Annotated in this window: 20 protein-coding genes and 1 tRNA gene; 10 read left to right on the forward strand and 11 right to left on the reverse strand. The window is 65.9% G+C overall.

Features of this window, described 5'->3' with window-relative positions:
* Positions 1-62: 62 nt before the first annotated feature.
* The 3 genes from IEX88_RS18390 to gltB all read right to left on the reverse strand — a co-directional run bounded on the left by IEX88_RS18390 (position 63) and on the right by gltB (position 5,622).
* Positions 63-467: a type II toxin-antitoxin system VapC family toxin gene (locus IEX88_RS18390; protein ID WP_188853469.1), complete on the reverse strand. Its 405-nt coding sequence runs from the start codon at positions 465-467 to the stop codon at positions 63-65.
* On the reverse strand, positions 464-718 hold the full coding sequence (locus IEX88_RS18395; RefSeq protein WP_188853471.1) for an antitoxin: 255 nt from the start codon (positions 716-718) through the stop codon (positions 464-466). Before IEX88_RS18395 ends, IEX88_RS18390 begins: the two co-directional genes overlap by 4 nt.
* An 80-nt stretch (positions 719-798) precedes the next feature.
* Positions 799-5,622 carry a glutamate synthase large subunit gene (gene gltB, locus IEX88_RS18400; RefSeq protein WP_244640333.1) on the reverse strand — a complete coding sequence of 1,608 codons (4,824 nt, stop codon included), beginning with the start codon at positions 5,620-5,622 and terminating at the stop codon, positions 799-801.
* Between the two features lie 418 nt (positions 5,623-6,040).
* Between gltB and IEX88_RS18405 the strand changes: the two genes are divergently transcribed.
* Complete coding sequence (locus IEX88_RS18405; RefSeq protein ID WP_188853475.1) at positions 6,041-7,090, forward strand: threonine aldolase family protein; 1,050 nt, start codon at positions 6,041-6,043, stop codon at positions 7,088-7,090.
* 65 nt (positions 7,091-7,155) lie between these two features.
* Here the strand turns inward: IEX88_RS18405 and IEX88_RS18410 are convergent, their stop codons facing one another.
* Positions 7,156-8,046: a DMT family transporter gene (locus IEX88_RS18410; RefSeq protein ID WP_244640335.1), complete on the reverse strand. Its 891-nt coding sequence runs from the start codon at positions 8,044-8,046 to the stop codon at positions 7,156-7,158.
* Between the two features lie 125 nt (positions 8,047-8,171).
* On the opposite strand from IEX88_RS18410, the gene IEX88_RS18415 reads away from it, so the two are divergent.
* Positions 8,172-8,825, forward strand: a complete 654-nt coding sequence (locus IEX88_RS18415) for a glutathione S-transferase family protein (RefSeq protein WP_188853478.1) — start codon at positions 8,172-8,174, stop codon at positions 8,823-8,825.
* A gap of 156 nt (positions 8,826-8,981) precedes the next feature.
* Here IEX88_RS18415 and IEX88_RS18420 read toward each other — a convergent pair whose 3' ends face one another.
* Positions 8,982-9,446, reverse strand: a complete 465-nt coding sequence (locus tag IEX88_RS18420; protein ID WP_188853480.1) for an Hsp20 family protein — start codon at positions 9,444-9,446, stop codon at positions 8,982-8,984.
* A gap of 331 nt (positions 9,447-9,777) precedes the next feature.
* Here IEX88_RS18420 and IEX88_RS18425 point away from each other — a divergent pair, with 331 nt between their 5' ends.
* Positions 9,778-10,227, forward strand: a complete 450-nt coding sequence (locus tag IEX88_RS18425; RefSeq protein ID WP_188853482.1) for a hypothetical protein — start codon at positions 9,778-9,780, stop codon at positions 10,225-10,227.
* Between the two features lie 291 nt (positions 10,228-10,518).
* Positions 10,519-11,478, forward strand: a complete 960-nt coding sequence (locus IEX88_RS18430) for an alpha/beta fold hydrolase (protein ID WP_188853484.1) — start codon at positions 10,519-10,521, stop codon at positions 11,476-11,478.
* A gap of 31 nt (positions 11,479-11,509) precedes the next feature.
* Here IEX88_RS18430 and hisN read toward each other — a convergent pair whose 3' ends face one another.
* Positions 11,510-12,289, reverse strand: coding sequence for a histidinol-phosphatase (gene hisN, locus IEX88_RS18435; protein WP_188853486.1), 780 nt, complete (start codon positions 12,287-12,289; stop codon positions 11,510-11,512).
* Positions 12,290-12,556: 267 nt separating this feature from the next.
* Complete coding sequence (locus IEX88_RS18440; protein ID WP_188853488.1) at positions 12,557-13,468, reverse strand: N-formylglutamate amidohydrolase; 912 nt, start codon at positions 13,466-13,468, stop codon at positions 12,557-12,559.
* Between the two features lie 154 nt (positions 13,469-13,622).
* On the opposite strand from IEX88_RS18440, the gene cpdR reads away from it, so the two are divergent.
* The 6 genes from cpdR (at position 13,623) to IEX88_RS18470 (ending at position 15,612) form a co-directional block, all read left to right on the forward strand.
* The gene (cpdR, locus tag IEX88_RS18445) at positions 13,623-13,988 is read left to right on the forward strand and encodes a cell cycle two-component system response regulator CpdR (RefSeq protein WP_188853491.1); all 366 of its coding nucleotides are present in this window, start codon (positions 13,623-13,625) and stop codon (positions 13,986-13,988) included.
* A gap of 96 nt (positions 13,989-14,084) precedes the next feature.
* Positions 14,085-14,159: transfer RNA gene (locus tag IEX88_RS18450), tRNA-Val, on the forward strand.
* A 26-nt stretch (positions 14,160-14,185) separates the two neighbouring features.
* Positions 14,186-14,590 (forward strand): DUF2493 domain-containing protein, encoded by a 405-nt coding sequence (locus IEX88_RS27310; RefSeq protein WP_188853630.1) that lies wholly within the window; start codon positions 14,186-14,188, stop codon positions 14,588-14,590.
* A 61-nt stretch (positions 14,591-14,651) separates the two neighbouring features.
* Positions 14,652-14,825 carry a hypothetical protein gene (locus IEX88_RS18460; protein WP_188853493.1) on the forward strand — a complete coding sequence of 58 codons (174 nt, stop codon included), beginning with the start codon at positions 14,652-14,654 and terminating at the stop codon, positions 14,823-14,825.
* 392 nt (positions 14,826-15,217) lie between these two features.
* Positions 15,218-15,388 carry a hypothetical protein gene (locus IEX88_RS18465; protein ID WP_188853495.1) on the forward strand — a complete coding sequence of 57 codons (171 nt, stop codon included), beginning with the start codon at positions 15,218-15,220 and terminating at the stop codon, positions 15,386-15,388.
* Positions 15,385-15,612, forward strand: a complete 228-nt coding sequence (locus IEX88_RS18470; protein ID WP_188853497.1) for a hypothetical protein — start codon at positions 15,385-15,387, stop codon at positions 15,610-15,612. Before IEX88_RS18465 ends, IEX88_RS18470 begins: the two co-directional genes overlap by 4 nt.
* 47 nt (positions 15,613-15,659) lie before the next feature.
* Here the strand turns inward: IEX88_RS18470 and IEX88_RS18475 are convergent, their stop codons facing one another.
* From IEX88_RS18475 to IEX88_RS18490, 4 genes are all read right to left on the reverse strand, one after another.
* A complete protein-coding gene (locus tag IEX88_RS18475; RefSeq protein WP_188853499.1) occupies positions 15,660-16,010 on the reverse strand; it encodes a DUF4406 domain-containing protein in 351 nt (116 codons plus the stop codon).
* Between the two features lies 1 nt (position 16,011).
* Positions 16,012-16,452 carry a hypothetical protein gene (locus IEX88_RS18480; protein ID WP_188853501.1) on the reverse strand — a complete coding sequence of 147 codons (441 nt, stop codon included), beginning with the start codon at positions 16,450-16,452 and terminating at the stop codon, positions 16,012-16,014.
* A gap of 280 nt (positions 16,453-16,732) precedes the next feature.
* The gene (locus IEX88_RS18485) at positions 16,733-16,978 is read right to left on the reverse strand and encodes a hypothetical protein (RefSeq protein ID WP_188853504.1); all 246 of its coding nucleotides are present in this window, start codon (positions 16,976-16,978) and stop codon (positions 16,733-16,735) included.
* Entirely contained in the window at positions 16,978-17,796 is an 819-nt protein-coding gene (locus IEX88_RS18490) for a glycoside hydrolase family 108 protein (RefSeq protein ID WP_188853506.1), read from the reverse strand. The genes IEX88_RS18485 and IEX88_RS18490 overlap by 1 nt, the downstream gene beginning before the upstream one ends.
* Positions 17,797-18,044: the final 248 nt, after the last annotated feature.

The following is an 18,044-nucleotide window of genomic DNA, read 5'->3' on the forward strand; positions in this document are numbered from 1 at the left end:
CCGCATCCGCCCCTGCCGCGGCGCAGCACAGAATACGGCTTTTTGTGCTTGTTAGAAGAGCTCTAGTGCCGCAACCAGTTTTCGATTGGAAGGTCTGGCACGCGGCTAAACTCGCGAATGTTGTCTGTCACCAGCGTCGCACCCAGAGCCAGTGCGTGCGCCGCGATGAAGAGGTCGTTTGCGCCGATCTGCCGACCTTTTGCCTCGAGCCGCGCGCGAATGATACCGTAGTGCAGATCAGCCGGCTGCTCGAAAGCCATCACCGGGATACGCCTGCGGATCTCTTCAATGCGCCGTTCCAAGGTCCTGTCCGCTTTCTTGCCAGCGCCATATTCCAGCTCCGCGCTGACGACGATACTCATGCAGATATTGTCCTCTCCAACCAGTCTCACGCGCTCGGCCACCGGACCCGCCGGTCGTCGCAGAAGATCAGACACGGCATTGGTGTCGAGCAGGAAGAGTGTCACAGCTTGACGTCTCTCAACGGCGGCAGGTCGTCGTCCGTGATCTCCGGTAGCGCTTCCTCATCGTCTAGCGGCTCCAGCGTCGCCAACCAGTCCAAAAGACCCGTCGGCGCCGTTGGCTGGATGATGATGGCGCCATCCTTTTCCTGCCGGATCGTCACCTCATCCCCTTCCAAGACGAACTCGGTTGGAATGCGGACGGCGCGGCTGCCATTGTCCATGAAAACCTTGGCTGTTGTTTCCTTGGTTTGCATCGCGACCTCCTCAAAATCTGAGGCGAAACATAGGACTTCCGGGCCGGAGGCGACAAGACGCCGCCTCCGGTCCCGTTCGGCTACTCCGCCGCGATGCCCATCCGCGCCCGCTCCATCTCCTGAAGGGCACGGCGGTACTCGACCGGCATGACCTTCACGAATTTCGGCCGGAACGTCTCCCACTCGTCGAGCATGCGCTTGGCGCGCCCCGAACCGGTATAGTGGTGGTGGTTCAGGATCAGCTGGTAGAGCCGCTCGTCGTCGTGGCCGGTCATGTCGGAGGAGACGTTGACGCGGCCCATGTGCTGCAGGTCGCCGCCATGGTGGTGCAGCTTTTCCAGGAGGTCGTCCTCCTCCGGCACCGGCTCGAGTTCGACCATGGCCATGTTGCAGCGCTCGGCGAAATTGCCGTCCTCGTCGAAGACATAGGCGATGCCGCCGGACATGCCGGCCGCGAAGTTGCGCCCGGTATGGCCGAGAATGACGACGACGCCGCCGGTCATGTATTCGCAGCCGTGGTCGCCGACGCCCTCGACCACCGCGATGGCGCCCGAATTGCGCACGGCGAAGCGCTCGCCGGCGACGCCGCGGAAGTAGCATTCGCCGGAGATCGCGCCGTACAGCACGGTGTTGCCGAGAATGATCGACTCCTCCGGCACGATGCGGGTGTTCTCGCGCGGGCGCACGACGATGCGGCCGCCCGACAGGCCCTTGCCGACATAGTCGTTGCCGTCGCCGACGAGGTCGAAGGAGATGCCGCGGGCGAGGAAGGCCCCAAAGCTCTGGCCGGCGGTGCCGGTGAGCTTCACGCTGATCGTGTCGTCCGGCAGACCCTTCAGCCCGAAACGCTTGGCGACTTCGCCCGACAGCATGGCGCCGGCCGAGCGGTCGACATTGGTAATGTCGGTCTCGATCGTCACCTTCTGGCGCGAGTCCAGCGCCGGCATCGCCTCGGCGATGAGCTTGCGGTCGAGCACGTCGTCAATCGGGTGCTTCTGGCGCTCGGTCCAGCGGATCGCCTCGTTCTCAGCCTCGGGCTTGTGGAAGATGTTGGAGAAGTCGAGCCCCTTGGCCTTCCAGTGTTCGATCAGCGCTTGCGTGCCCAGGCGGTCGGACTGGCCGATCAGCTCGGACAGGTGCCGGACGCCCATCGCGGCCATCAGCATGCGAACCTCTTCCGCGACGTAGAAGAAGAAGTTGATGACGTGCTCGGGCTGGCCCTTGAAGCGCTTGCGCAGGACCGGGTCCTGCGTCGCGACGCCGACGGGGCAGGTGTTGAGGTGGCACTTGCGCATCATGATGCAGCCGGCCGCGATCAGCGGCGCGGTCGAGAAGCCGAACTCGTCGGCGCCGAGCAGCGCGCCGATGATGACGTCGCGGCCGGTCTTCAGGCCGCCGTCGACCTGCAGGCAGACTCTGGAGCGCAGGCCGTTCATGACCAGCGTCTGCTGCGTCTCGGCCAGGCCCATCTCCCAGGGGGAGCCGGCATGCTTGATCGAGGTCAGCGGCGAGGCGCCGGTGCCGCCGTCATAGCCGGCGACGATGATGTGGTCGGCGCGCGCCTTGGCGACGCCCGCCGCAACCGTGCCGACGCCGACTTCCGACACCAGCTTGACCGAGATGTCGGCTTCCGGGTTGACGTTCTTCAGGTCGTAGATGAGCTGCGCCAGGTCCTCGATGGAATAGATATCGTGGTGCGGCGGCGGCGAGATCAGGCCGACGCCGGGCGTGGAGAAACGCGTCTTGGCGATGGTCGCGTCGACCTTGTGGCCAGGCAGCTGCCCGCCCTCGCCGGGCTTGGCGCCCTGGCTGACCTTGATCTGCAGCATGTCGGCATTGACGAGATATTCCGTCGTCACGCCGAAGCGGCCGGACGCCACCTGCTTGATCGCCGACCGCTCCGGGTTGGGCGAGCCGTCGGGCAGCTTCTGGAAGCGATCGGGCTCCTCGCCGCCCTCGCCGGTGTTCGACTTGCCGCCGATCCTGTTCATGGCGACGGCGAGCGTCGTGTGTGCCTCGCGCGAGATCGAGCCAAAACTCATCGCGCCGGTGCAGAAGCGCTTGACGATGTCGGCGGCCGGCTCGACCTCGTCGAGCGGCACCGGCGAGAGGCCAACCTCCTCGGCCATGCGGATGGTGAAAAGGCCGCGGATCGCCGAGGCATCAACAGCGCTTTCGTCGACGAGCTTGGAATATTCCTGGAATTTTTCCCAGGAATTGCCGCGCACTGCGTGCTGCAGCGTCGCCACGGCGTCGGGCGACCACATGTGCGCCTCGCCGCGCATGCGGTAGACATATTCGCCGCCGACGGCGAGCGAGCGGGCGAGCACCGGATCCTCGGAGAAGGCGAGGAGATGGCGCTCGGCAGTCTCGCGGGCGACTTCCTCGAGGCCGACGCCTTCGATCGTCGTCGCCGTGCCGGTGAAGTAGCGGGCGACGAAGTCCGACTTCAGGCCGACGGCGTCAAAAATCTGCGCGCCGCAATAGGACTGGTAGGTCGAGATGCCCATCTTCGACATGACCTTCAAGAGGCCCTTGCCGACCGACTTGATATAGCGCGTGACGAGCTCCGACGGATCGACCTCCGGCGGAAACTCCTTGCGGCGGTGCATGTCGAGCAGGGTGTCGAAGGCGAGATAGGGGTTGATCGCCTCCGCGCCATAGCCGGCGAGGCAGGCGAAGTGATGCACCTCGCGCGGCTCGCCGGATTCGACGACGAGGCCGGAGGCGGTGCGCAGGCCCTTGCGGATCAGGTGGTGGTGCACGGCGGCGCAGGCGAGCAGCGCCGGGATCGGGATGCGATCGGGCCCGACCTGCCGGTCCGACAGGACGATGATGTTGTAGCCGCCGACGACGGCCGCCTCGGCCCGCTCGCACAAGCGGTCGAGCGCCCCGGCCATGCCCGCCGCGCCCTGCTCGGCGGGATAGGTGGTGTCGATCGTCTTGGTGTCGAAACGGTCCTCGGTGTGGCCGATGGTGCGGATCTTTTCCAGATCGCCATTGGTCAGGATCGGCTGGCGCACCTCCAGCCGCTTGCGGCGGGAGGAGCCCTCGAGGTCGAAGATGTTCGGCCGCGGCCCGATGAAGGAGACGAGGCTCATCACCAGCTCCTCGCGGATCGGGTCGATCGCCGGGTTCGTCACCTGCGCAAAGTTCTGCTTGAAGTAGGTGTAGAGCATCTTCGAGTGCGACGACATCGCCGAGATCGGCGTGTCCGTGCCCATCGAACCGATCGCCTCCTGGCCCGTGGTGGCCATCGGCGCCATCAGCGTGCGCGTGTCCTCGATCGAATAGCCAAAAGCCTGCTGGCGGTCGAGCAGCGACACGTCGGCGCGCGAGGCGCGGGGCGCCACGGGCTTCAGGTCTTCCAGGATCAGCTGGGTGTGGCGCAGCCATTCCTTGTAGGGATGGCCGGTGGCGACCTCGCGCTTGATCTCCTCGTCGGAGACGATGCGGCCCTTCTCCAGATCGATCAGGAGCATGCGGCCCGGCTGCAGCCGCCACTTCTTGACGATCCGCTCCTCCGGGATCTCCAGCGTGCCGGCTTCCGAAGCCATGATGATGAGATCGTCGTCGGTGACGACGTAGCGCGCCGGACGCAGGCCGTTGCGGTCGAGCGTCGCGCCGATCTGGCGACCGTCGGTGAAGGCGACCGCCGCCGGCCCGTCCCAGGGCTCCATCAGCGCCGCGTGATACTCGTAGAAGGCCTTCTGCTCGGACGGCATCTGCTTGTTCCCCGACCAGGCCTCGGGGATCAGCATCATCATCGCATGCGCCAAGGGATAGCCGCCCTCGGTCAGGAATTCGAGCGCGTTGTCGAAGCAGGCGGTGTCGGACTGGCCCTCGTAGGAGATCGGCCAGAGCTTGGAAATGTCGTTGCCGAACAGCTCGGAATCGACAGAGGCCTGGCGCGCCGCCATCCAGTTGACGTTGCCGCGCAGCGTGTTGATCTCGCCGTTGTGGGCGACCATGCGGTAGGGATGGGCCAGCCGCCATGACGGAAACGTGTTCGTCGAAAAGCGCTGGTGGACGAGGGCCAGCGCGCTCTCGAAGCGCGGATCGGTCAGGTCCTTGTAGTAGGCGCCGAGCTGGTAGGCGAGGAACATGCCCTTGTAGACGACAGTGCGCGCCGACAGCGACACGACGTAGAAGCCGAAATCCTTGCCGTGGCCTTCCGCATAGGCGCGGTTGGAGACGACCTTGCGGATGATGAAGAGCTTGCGCTCGAACTCGTCGTCGCTGGCGAGCGCGGCGGCGCGGCCGATGAAGATCTGCCGGTGCACCGGCTCGGTCGCGGCGATCTCGGGCGCCTTCGACAGCGAATCGTTGTCGACCGGCACGTCGCGCCAGCCGAGGACGGTCTGCCCCTCCTCGACGACGATCGCTTCGAACATCGCCTCCAGATGCGCCCGCAGCTCCGGATCGCGGGGAAAGAAGACATGGCCGACGCCGTAGTGGCCCGCCTCGGGCAGAGTGATCCCGGCAGTGGCGAGCTCGGCGGCGAAGAAGGCGTGCGGGATCTGCACCAGCATGCCGGCGCCGTCGCCCATCAGCGGATCGGCGCCGACGGCGCCGCGATGGGTGAGGTTCGCCAGGATCTGCAGGCCCTTCTCGACGATCGAGTGGGACTTGTGGTTCTTCATATGCGCGATGAAGCCGACGCCGCAGGCATCGTGCTCGTTCCGGGGATCGTAGAGGCCGATCTTTTCGGGCGCGGTGCGCGGTTTGACGGCGGTGGCAACCGTGGACAGCGCTTGGATACGCTGGCCAATGGCCGAGAAAGGCGTTTCGGTCGTCATCGCGTCTTCTCCCTTCAGGACCCTCGCTGCGTCGGCTGAACGCCGACCGGGGTCGCTTCGCTCATGCGACGGCCTGCGGTTGACCCGCGCAGCCGGCTGCATCATGCGTCATTTAGACTTCATCGCCCGCGTTTCTGGCATGGCGAGACTCGGAGCGATAGGTCCGCGCCCCCAGGGGCCCGGCACACACTTACGGCCGCCCATCCTGATCCCTTCGAGAAGGGCGGATATGGCAGCAATACTGTCCTATCCGGTCGAACATGCCAGAAGATGCCGCCCGCTGCAAGATGGCGGCGCCGATCAATTTGCCGCGCCCCGAGGCCCGGCACCGCAGAGGGCGACGCCGCGGCAGATTCGCCCCTGCCGGCGCCGCCCTGCCCCGGCGACGCCGCCGCTATCGCAGGCGGTCCGCGGGGCCGAAAGTTGCGTGCGCCGCATGATCGCGGGTAAGGAAGCCGCTCCTGCCCGAGCGCGCCAACGCCGCGCCTCGTGACAAATGACCATCAACCGACCAAGGCCGATCATGATCTTCGCATCCGACAACTGGTCCGGCGCCCACCCGGCCGTCAACGCCGCTCTGGCCGAGCATGGCACCGGCATGGCCGCCGCCTACGGCTCGAGCGATCTCGACAAGGCCGTGGAGCAGCGCTTCAACGAGATCTTCGAGCGCGAGGTCGCGGTGTTCTTCGTCGGCACCGGCACGGCCGCCAATTCGCTCGCCTTTGCCGCGGTCAACCGGCCGGGCGGCGTCGTCATGTGCCACCGCGAGGCGCATGTGGTCGAGGACGAGTGCGGCGCGCCGGAATTCTTCACCCATGGCGCGCGCATGGCGCCGATCGACGGCGAAGGCGGGCTGATCAACCCGGTCAACCTGAAGCGCGAGCTTATGCGCTTCAACCCCGACTTCGTGCATGCCGGCCAGCCGATGGCCGTCACCGTCAGCCAGCCGGGCGAGGCCGGCACGATCTATCCGGTGGAGACGCTCGACCGGATCGCCGCCATCGCGCACGAGCACAATCTGTCGCTGCACATGGACGGCGCGCGCTTCGCCAATGCGCTGGTGGCGACGGGCATGTCGCCGGCCGAGATGACGTGGAAGCGCGGCGTCGACATCCTCTCCTTCGGCGCGACCAAGAACGGCTGCTGGTGCGCCGAGGCGGTGATCTTCTTCGATCCGGAAAAGGCCAAGCAGTTCCCCTACATCCGCAAGCGCGGGGCGCAGCTGTTTTCCAAGACGCGCTTCGTCGCCGCCCAGTTCCTGGCCTATTTCGAGGGTGACCTCTGGCTCGAGAACGCCGCCCAGGCCAATGCCATGGCCGATCGCCTGCGCGCGGCGCTGGAGACCAGCCCGCACGCCCGCCAGGCCTGGCCGACGCACAGCAACGAGGTGTTCGCCATCTTCGAAAAGGCCACGGCCGCCGCCCTGCGCGACAAGGGCGCGGTGTTCTACGACTGGAACCCGCCGCATTCCTCGCACGATCTCCTCGGCGAGGACGAGATGCTGGCGCGGCTGGTCACCAGCTGGTCGACGACGGAGGAAGATGTCGCCGAGTTCGCCCGCCTGATCGCCTGACACGCCTTTCCGGTGGCGCCACCGCGCCGCCGGAGCGGCCGGCCTGACCGCCGCGGCACGGCCGATCAGGCCGGCACGACGACGGCGCGGTCGCGAAAACTGCTCCACAGGTACCAGCCGACCGAGGCGAGGATCAGCCCGCCGCCGAAAAGCGTCGCCGTTCCCGGATCCTCCCCGAAGGCGAGCCACACCCAGAGCGGGCCGAGCACCACGTCGAGCAAAGCGATGAGGCCGGCCTCGCCCGAGGGAATGTAGCGCCCGCCGACGAGGAAGAGCAGATAGGCGAGCGCCGTGCTGGTGACGCCGAAACCGGCGAGGATCACCAGCTCGACGCCGCTCGGAATTTCCGTCGACATCAGCGGCCAGCAGATCGCCACGCAGGCGAGCGAGGCATAGGCGCTGATTTCCGCCATGCCCATGCCGGGATGCCGGCGCGACATCACGACGAGCGCCGCGAAGCAGACGGTCATCAGAAAGGCCAGGGCGTTGCCGGCGACGTCGTCGGGCGTCAGCGCAAACCCCGCGACGACGAGGACGCCGACGAAGGCGACGGCGCTGGCCGTCAGCACCCGCCGTCCGACCCGCTCGCCGAGCCAGACCAGCGCCAGTCCCGCGGCGACGAAGGGCACGGTGGCATAGATCGCCAGGACATTGGCGACGGTCGTCAGTTTCAGCGCGGCGATGTAGGCGACCATCGACAGCGCCGAGAGGAACACCGCGGCGAACCACATCCTGCCGAAGCGCTTCGGCGTGCCGGTGGAAGGCGTTCGCTGCCGCGCTGAAACGCCGGCCATCGCGATCAAAGCGAGGGCGACGCCGCCGAACACCGAGCGCCAGCCGAGAATGGTCCAGACGTCGAGATCGAGCAGCCGGATGAACAGTCCGGCGGTGCTCCACAGAACGGCGGCAAGGGTTACCAGCGCGATGCCGTAGCCGCGGTCACTCAAGGTCTTCACGGGGTAGGCATCCTCCTTGCCGGAGAAGGAAGGCTATCGCGCCCATTCGGACAAAACAAGAACATTTCGGTGGGATTTCGGGGCAATTCCGGGCATGCTCGCGGCGCGATCAAAGGAGGATGTCGATGTCGCTGCTGCTCTATGCCCACCCGTTCTCGTCCTATTGCCAGAAGGTGCTGATCGCCTTGTGGGAAAACGATACCGGGTTCGACTATCGGCATCTGGAAGTGACGGGGGTGGCCGAGGAGCGCGCAGCGCTCTGGCCTTTCGGACGGTTTCCCGTGCTGGTCGACGACGGCCGGACGGTGGTGGAATCCAGCATCATCATCGAGCATCTCGACCAGCAGCATCGCGGCCCGACGCGTTTCATCCCCGACGACCGCGAGACGGCCCTGGAAGTCCGCTTCATGGACCGGTTCTTCGACCATTATGTCATGACGCCGATGCAGCAGCCGGTGGCCGAGGCGCTCCGCCGGGAGGGCGGCCGGAGGGACATGGCGATGGCCGAAGCCGCACGGGCGCTGCAGACCGCCTATGCCTGGCTCGAACAGCGGCTGAAGGGCCGGACCTTCGCCGCCGGCGAGAGCTTTACCATGGCCGATTGCGCGGCGGCGCCGTCGCTCTTCTACGCGGACTGGGTCCACCCGATCGGGGCCGGCTTCGCACGGGTGCGCGCCTATCGGTCGCGCCTGCTGCGGCGGCCGTCGTTCTCACGGGCCGTAGAAGAGGCCCGTCCCTACCGCTCCTATTTTCCGCTGGGCGCGCCGGATCGCGACTGACGCGCCCGGAGGCGGCCCGCCTCTCCCCCGAGGCGGCGACCACGTTCGGCGGCCTGAACGAAGCGGGCCAGCCCGTCCCCGCCTCGGGCGGACAGGCCCGGAACGCAAACGGCGCCCCGAAGGGCGCCGCCGCTTTGTCTCTCGAGAAGCCGCCGATCAGGCCGCGGTGGCCTCGATCTGCTTGTTCTCGTTGCCGACCACCGCGATGTCGATCTTGCGGGGCTTCAGCGCCTCCGGGATGATGCGGGCGAGATCGACGTGGAGGAGACCGTTCTTGAGGCTCGCGCCCTGCACCTCGACATGGTCGGCGAGCTGGAAGCGGCGCTCGAAGGAGCGGCCGGCAATGCCGCGGTAGAGCACTTCACTCTTCCCGGCATCGGCGTCTTCGGCCTTCTCGCCCTTGACCGTCAGCACGCCCTCGCGCAGCTCGATCTGCAGCTCGCTGTCACTAAAACCCGCGACAGCCAGCGTCACCCGGTAGGCGTTCTCGCCGGTGCGCTCGATGTTGTAGGGAGGATAGGTCTCGGCGGCGCCTGGCTGGGCCAGCGTGTCGAGCTTGGCGAACAGGCGATCGAAGCCGACGGTAGAGCGGTAGAGCGGTGCGAAATCAATGGTACGCATGGGTGAGTTCTCCATAGGAAGCAACTGGTTTGCGATCTGGCGGGAATGGCGGTCCCCTCGCGGCGAACCTTCCGGCCAATGGCCCCTTGCGGCGGCCATGACGAGGAAATGGTACGTCGATTTTGGGCGATCAAGCACCCGCCTGCAGATTTTTTGTCGGGGCATTCGCCAGACTGCGAGCATTGCCGACCGTCGCCTCTCCGGGCATTTCGGCGCCTTGCCAGCAAGGCTGACGAATGAACCACCGATGAACATGCCCTTCCGTGTCCGTTCACACGTCCCAGGGCATTGTGCTCTCACGGTCCTCAACACGGGCCGCCCGGAGAAAGAGATGAAGACCACACTCGCAGCTCTCGCCGTCATGCTGCTCATGGGTACGGCAACCACACAGGCGCAGGAACGCTGGCCCGAGCGCGGCGGCTGGTCCGAGGTTCAGGGCCGCGACCACGGCCGCGACCATCGCCGCTACGACGGCGACCGGCGCGACGATCGCCGCGGCGGCTATGACGATGTGCTGCCGGAGCGCCGGATCATCCGCATGCTGTCGCGCCAGGGATTCGTCTCGGTCGACGACATCAGGCTGCGGCGCGGTCGCTACATCGTCGAGGCCGTGCGCCCCAACGGCGCGCTCGTTCGGCTCGTCGTCGACGCCTATGACGGCGACATCCTGTCTCGCGAGAGAGTCGGCTGGTCGCGCGACCGCGGCTCGCGCCGGCACGGCCGCGGCGACGGCGTGGAATTCGACCTCGGCGGCGCCGCGCTCGGCATCTACCGCCGCTAGTTTAGGGCGGACCGAGGGTCCGCCCACAAAGTTAAGCCCGTTGGACCTGGCCCGTCGAGGCCGCGTCGAGCGGAAGTGTTTCCGGTTCGCCGGAACCAGAAGCGGCTGCAACGTCCCGTCCCTTCCGTTGTGGCCGTGCGGGGCCGGGAGTCTTCCGAAAGGAGGCTCCCGGTCCCTTCCCTTTTCCACTGGCCTTTTCCACTGGCACGCTCAGCGCAGCGCGGTTGACTTCACCCTGCTCCGGCGTGCTTTAGAGAACAAAGGCGCCGACGGTCGCGCCGGGGAAGGCCCATGCAGGACGTCACCACGCCCGCCAGTCTGGTCGAGATCGACGGCAACCCGCTGCCGCCCGGGATCGCCTGCGGCACCCTGTCGACCCCCGACCGGGTGCGCCTGCGCTTTGCCGTGGCCCCGAGCGCGACGGGCAGGACGCGGGGCACGATCCTCTTGCTGCAGGGGCGCAACGAGACGATCGAAAAGTATTTCGAGACGATCACCGACCTGACGCGGCTCGGCTACATGGTGGCGACGTTCGACTGGCGGGGCCAGGGCGCCTCGCAGCGCCAGCGCGGCAGCCGGATGACCGGCCATGTCACCGGCTTCCAGGCCTATCAGATCGATCTCGAGACGATCTTCCGGGACGTGGTGCTGCCGGACTGCCATGGCCCCTACGCCATCCTCGCCCATTCCATGGGCGGCGCGATCGCCATCGCGGCAGCCCCGCGTCTGGTCAACCGGGTCGAGCGCATCGTCGCCAGCACGCCGATGATCGCTTTGCCCGGCGGCCATGGCAGCAGCCTGCACTGGTCGATGACCGCGATCCGGATGATCGGGCTCGGCCGCCTGCCCATGCGCAGCGCCGACCGCAGCCGCTCGTGGACGGCCGAGCGCAATCCCCTGACCAGCGATGCCGGCCGCTTCCAGCGCAACCGCGACCTCAGGGAGGCGGCGCCGCAGCTCTTCGTCGGCGGGCCGACGGCGTCCTGGGTGGCGGCGGCCTCGGCCGCCATGCGCCAGCTCGACGATTCCGATGTCGTCGCCAAACTGCATGTGCCGACCCTCATCGTCACCGCCGGCGCCGATCAGGTGGTCTCCAGCGCCGCCGCCGAGCGCCTGGCCTGGCGCATGCGCTCCGGCCATGCGCTGTCCATCCCCGGCGCCCGGCACGAGCTGCTGCAGGAGGCCGACCGCTACCGCGCGCCCTTCCTGGCCGCCGCAGACAGTTTTATTGGCGGCGCCCTGACGCTCTGACGCCGGTGGCGGCAGCGACGCCGGCCCATGGTCATGCGCGGTTGAGGATCTCCAGCGCCGCCGCGTGCAGCTCCGGTGTCGCCGCCGCGACGATGTCGCCGCCCGATTCGGCGCGCCCCCCGTCATAGGTCGTGATCATGCCGCCGGCCTGCTCGATGATCGGAATCAGCGCGACGATGTCGTAGGGCTTCAGGCCCGCTTCGACGACGATATCGGCGTGGCCGGCGGCCAGCATGGCGAAGGCGTAGCAGTCGGTGCCGAAGCGCGTCAGCCGCGCTCTGGCCTCCAGCGCCTCGAATCCGGCACGACGGTCGCCGGTGAACAGTCGCGGCGATGTCGTGAACAGCGTCGCGCTGTCGATGTCGCGGGTGGGGCGCACGGCCAGCCGGCTCGGGCCGCCCGGCCCGTCATAGAAGGCCGCGTCGCCGTCGGCCCAAAAACGCTCGGTGGTGAAGGGCTGGTGCATGATGCCGATGCGGGCCGTACCGTCGATGGTGAGCCCGATCAGCGTGCCCCAGACCGGCACGCCGGAAATGAAGGCGCGCGTCCCGTCGATCGGATCGATGACCCAGAGATGCCGGCCGCCGCCCGATGTGCCGTATTCCTCGCCGAGCACGCCGTGGTCGGGATAGGACGCCTCGATGAGGCTGCGGATCGCCCGCTCGGCGGCACGGTCGGCCTCGGTGACCGGGTCGAAGGCATCTTGCAGCTTGTTGTCGATCGCTCCCCCCTGGCGAAAGCGCGGCAGGCTCTCGCGGGCGGCGGCCTCGACGAGGGAGAACAGGAAGTCGGGGCTGGGCAGGATGGTCATGAAATTCCGGACTCACGAGGAAGGCGACGCGCGGCTGGCGGCGCGATGGCAGAGATAACTTTCGCGGGCGACGCTTTCATTTCGTTGCAAATGAAATTTTGGTCAGTAACGTTGACTTATTCGATCAGGATTCCTAGCTTCATCCTTGCAGCCTTCGGGCTGCGGCTCAGAAATGGGCGTTTCCTCCCTAGACTCAGACCGCGCTGCTTTCGGGCAGTGCGGTTTTTTTTTGCCGCGGCCGGCCGCCGCCGCGCAGGGAGGGGCTGGCTATTCCGCAGCAGCCGACTGGCTGGTGCCCAGATCGATCTCGGCCGCCAGATCGGTCACAAAGGCGACGAGATCGCCCCGCAGGCGATCGAAATTGGCGTTCGGCACGAAGCGCCGCTCGTCGGCATAGAGACCGCGGTTGATCTCGATCTGCAAGGCATGGATGCCGGTGCCTGGCCGGCCGTAGCGTTCGGTGATGAAGCCGCCGGCATAGGGCTTGTTGCGCATCACGTCGTAGCCGAGGGCGGACAGGCCGTTCGAGACCAGCGCGACGATGCGGTGCGAGGCGCTGGTGCCGAAGCGATCGCCGACGACGATCTCGGGCTGGCGCCCGCCGGGCATGGTGCGCACCGTCGAGGGCATCGAATGGCAATCGATCAGGATGGCGATGCCGAAACGCTCGCGCGTCTCCTGCAGCACGGCCTCGAGACTGGCATGGAAGGGTCGGTAGATGGTCTCGATGCGGTCGAACCCTTCGGCCAGCGACAGCTTGTGGCGATAGATCTCCTCGCGCTCGGCGACGATTCGCGGGATGGTGCCGAGCCCCCCGGCGACGCGGATCGACGCGGCGTTGACGAAGCTCGGCAGGGCCGCATCGAACATCTGCGGGTCGAGCTCGTAGGGCTCGCGGTTCACGTCGAGAAAGGCACGGGGAAAGCGGGCGATGAGAAGCGGCGCGCCGAGCGACGGCACGAAATCGAAGAGCTGGTCGACGAACAGATCCTCCGACCGCCGGATCGCCTCGCTCGACAGCTTCGACGATTCGACGAAGGCCGAGGGGTAGACCCGCCCACTGTGCGGCGAGCAGAACACCAGCGGGGTGCGCTGCGTTGGCGGAAGCAGGAGTTCGAAGGCCGGGCATGGCCCCGCGGCAGTCTGAAGGGTCGGGGGCTGCTGGTCTGACACTGCCATTTGATCCGGTTAATCCTCGTCCCAGAAATATGCCTCTGAAGCGGGATTGCCATCCATTCCATTTGGGGATTCATTCGGCAATCTGTTAAAAGATGCTGGAAATGACAACGAGGCAGTGCGGCGCCATGCTCCGCCGCGGATATGGACAAGCTGAATGGTCAAGATCCTTCTTGCCGAAGACGACAACGACATGCGCCGTTTCCTCGCCAAGGCCTTGGAAAAGGCCGGTTATGAGGTCACGGCCTACGACAATGGCGGCAGCGCCTACGAGCGGCTGCGCGAGGAGCCGTTTTCACTTCTGCTCACCGACATCGTGATGCCGGAGATGGACGGAATCGAACTCGCCCGCCGCGCCACCGAGCTGGATCCTGATCTCAAGGTCATGTTCATCACCGGATTTGCCGCCGTGGCGCTCAATCCGGATTCGAAGGCGCCGAAAAACGCCAAGATCCTGTCGAAGCCTTTTCACCTGCGCGAACTCGTCGACGAGGTCGGCAAGATGCTCCAGGACGCGGCCTGAAAGAGGACGAACGGGCGCTCACAGGGAAAGTCGGGCGGGCTGAAAAGACTCGCTTGACGGCCTGAAGCGCCTGTGGTCTATGCCGCTCTGTCGGATGGGCGTGTAGCTCAGTGGGAGAGCACTTCGTTGACATCGAAGGGGTCACAGGTTCAATCCCTGTCACGCCCACCATCCGACCCCCTGCAAAGCAAGACTTCCTGAGCTCAGCAACGAAGCGCCCTACAGGTTCACCAGAACCTGCCAGCGCTTCAAGCCTTCGCGTACTTGTCTGCGGCGGACGCGACTTTCGCGACCGTGATGCGGTCGCCCGCGAGCTCGACCCTCTCCGAAACAAGATGGCGGCGCTGCTCAGCGGTGGAGCTCCGGGTGCTGATACGCTTGCGTGGGATTGGGGATGGGATCGAAACTTCCACTGCGAGCGCATGTTCGCGGATTGGAAGAAGCACGGCCGCGCGGCAGGACCCATCCGAAACCAACGCATGATTGACGAGTGGAAGCCGACCCTCGTCATCGCCTTCCCCGGCGGTCGCGGCACGGCTGATATGATCCGGCGCGCGGAAGCCGCTGGCATCCCCGTGCGACACGCCTCCGCATCTGCATGAAAGCCAAGGGCGACCGATACGCGGATTGGCCGTGGATCGAGAGAGCTATAGGAGAGACGGGATGAGTGAGAAACAATGGGCGGTGACATTCACCATCACAGGCCGCGCCATCGGCTACGTTACAGCGGCAACTGAAGATGAGGCTATGGACAAGGCCAAGGAGATGGACGTGGAGGAAGGGGACCTGCTGGAATGGGAATTTGACCGCCCGCTGCAAGCGCAGGAAAATCGGTAAGCGCCTACGCCAGACATGACTTCGCCGCCCGCATCCCTCTAAGGACACGGGCGGCTCGGTGTGATAGGATGAACGCTTAGGAGGATGGAATGAGCGCGGATCTGTCCAAGATGGCCCCAGCCGAATTGAAGGCCGCAATGACTGGCGGCACTGACGGCTGGGGAAGCTACGCATCCGCTGCCGAGCATGTTCCGTATTCAAGGCCCGTGGTATCCCGGCGGCGTTGCTTATGCGGCTGCAAGAGCCGAGAGACGCACGCCGGGATGGCGAACGGGATCGCCCTGACGAACGGGTGTGAGCTGTACGTCGCCCGATGGGTTCGGGCGCACCGCTAGACGCCACCTCCCCGCCTATGCTTCATTCCCACCATGACAGACCAAGCAATCGCCCGGATGCAGGCCACGCTCGACTGGCTTCGGGAGCGGGCTCATGCTGCGGGCCTCAGCGACAACTACATCGAGGCACTGAGCGAGCAGGCGCGTGACGAAGCCCTGACGGCCACAGAGAGCGCGTTCGCGATTTACCAGCGCCTCCTTCATGCGGCAATTGAGGATCGCAGATGAGCATCCAACCGCCGCGACTTCCCGAAGGCCATCCCGATCGATCCATCGAATGCCAGTTTCAGATCGAGCCGTTATTCCAAGCCATCGTGCATAAAGCCCTTGCCGCAGGATGGACCGAAGACGACGTCTCGGCCGCCTTGCTCGACCTTGCGCGGAACCACATCAGGGGCATCATCGCAGATCGGAAGACGCAGGCAGACATTGGCGAGGCGCAAGGGGCCTGAAACGACGAAAACCGAGCCACCCGGTGAAGGGCGACGCGGCTCGGCAGTCATAGCGATGTCGGTATACCGATATCGCAGCAAATCCAGCTATTTACATCCTCATACTCCACCACTTCCAGCCTGCATATCTTCGCCAGCGACAGCTCCGCATTGGCTCCCGGTGATTTCTCCCACCCTGGCAGAAGAACGATCGTATCCGCTTCCGTGCAGATGAAGACGGCATAGGATGCGAAGGCTTGGCGGATGGGGAATTCCTCCATGGCGCCGTCGTGCGGAAACTCCGCCGGATTGAAAGCGCGATGTCCGGCAGCCCGGAGCTTTGCGGCTGCAGCGTGGAAGGCCGGGTAGTTCCAGTCTTCGATCCCCCGCATTGGCCCGGAGAGATACACCACCCCCATGCTAGAGCGACATCGACTTGGCGGCGAGTTCCTTGCGGAGCTGGGCGACCTCATCCTGCAAATGGTCCACCTTCCGCGTTAGCTCGATGATGGTCTGCTGAAGGCGCATCTCCCGCTGAGCAGCTTCGGCAAGAGCGGTGCGGAGAGAGATCCCCCGGTCTAGCTCAGCTTCATACAGCTCCCGCATTCGCGAGGCCTCGCGCAGGATGTCGGCATAAAAGACCTCGCGCGACGTCCGCATGTCGGCCATCTCGCGTTCGCGGCGCTCGTCGCGGTCCTTCTCGTCATCCTCGCGCCGTTTCTCGGCCGCCTCCTGCAAAGCCTGCGATTTCCGGTCGCTGCGATCGAGCAGGTATTTGAACGCCCCCCCTACGGCGATGAAGAACGGGATGAGGATCACCAGGAGATTGGCGATACGGTTCCAGTCCAGTACCCAATCCATCAGGCGCCGCAATCGTGGGAGTTCATGTGCATGTCATTAACCGCCGTGCCTCATTGTGGAAGCAGCCGACGCCCTCTCTCTAGGGTGAAGGTCAGGGCCATCAGGAGCCGGCAAGCTCCGGGTGGTCCGCTATCGCTCGACTGCGTTGTGCCGCGCACATTCCTGGGGCTTCCACAGGCCGATCTTGCAGCCTCCGGCGATCGTATCGTCGAGATTGTCCTGATCGCGCTGTGTGGCGCCCCTGGTGCCCGGCAGGGCCGTCCCGAGCGCGCGTCGAAGGTCAGGGATTGCGCTGACACCTGCCGGTGACGAAGTCCCAACGCAGCCCGCCACCGACACAAGTGCGGCGCTCAATGCGAGCGTTTTCGCCAGCGTTGCCGGCCTTGGCGTTCTCAGTCCGAACCGTGTCGATCGCATCCTGTGCGCCCTTGTCCTTGATGTTGGTGTAGAGGAAGGCGAGCACCGCGATGGCGCCTGCAGCCATTGCGGCGTAGATCGCTAGGCGGATTGTCGAGAGCCCGAACATCAGGTCACGCTACCGACAGCCGCCTTCGCCTTGGCAGCCTTCGCCTTTGCATAGAGCCCGTAGACCACGCCGCCGACCGCGATAGCCGTGGCCAGGATGGTCAGCCCGACAAGGATCATGTTCACGGTGCTGGTCCCGGCATAGGGTTCGATCTGCTGCCGCGCGGTCTCAAGCGCCACGGCAACCGCGCCAGAGGCCGCGCCGGCAGTTGGCCCGCCGATCGGGGCCGCAGGCGCTGCAACATCGGATGCGCTGGCCTTCGCGCCACTCTCGGTCGAGACAGAAGGAACGGGGGACGTGCCGCCGATCATCCGCTTGGCCCCCGACCGCACCTCAGAAACGCGAGCGGACCAGCCCTTGCCGAACGTCTTCCACGTCTTCAGCGCCTTGAGAAACCGCATGCGCTGTTCGCAGATGTTGTCGATGAGCATTGCGGCCGGGGCCTTAGCCGCGGCGCTGAGGGTGACGTTGCCGATGATGCCGTCTGCGGTCACGCCAAGGGCGCGCTGCAGCCACTTCACGGACTGCGCCGGCCCGGAGTTCGCGGCACCATCGAACACGACATAGTCGATGCCGGTGGGCAGCTTGTCGAACGCGATCTTGTCGGCGTACTGCGTCCGGTAGATCGCAGCTATTTCAGCCGCAGAGATCCCGCGGACAGCCTTCCGCTCCATGCCGTGGCGATCCCGATAAGCGTCATAGACGCGCTGGGTGACGCCCTTCATCGTGGCGCCGCCGGGATCGGCCGGGTGGTTCGCATAGCCGCCCTCGTGCGCCAGAACGCGCTTCAGGGCTGCATCGTAATTCGATGCCGTCATGGGGGTCTCCTGTGGCGGACGTAAAAAAGGCCCGCCGAAGCGAGCCTGATGGGGCTTGGCTTACACGCGCGGGTTGGGCATAGTGGCCCTCCGCTCAAGCGCTTGGAGGGAGCATGCTCAAACATGTGTTGGCGGTGTCGCCCGAGTGGCGCGCGGTTCTGCGAAAGCTTCGGGGTGCGTCTTGGCTTTGGGTCGCGGTGCTCGACGCGCTCCGCCCGTCGAAAGTTCAAAGCGTGAGGGCCTGCCCA

This window comes from Aureimonas glaciei (assembly GCF_014643375.1).
GTDB lineage: Bacteria > Pseudomonadota > Alphaproteobacteria > Rhizobiales > Rhizobiaceae > Plantimonas > Plantimonas glaciei.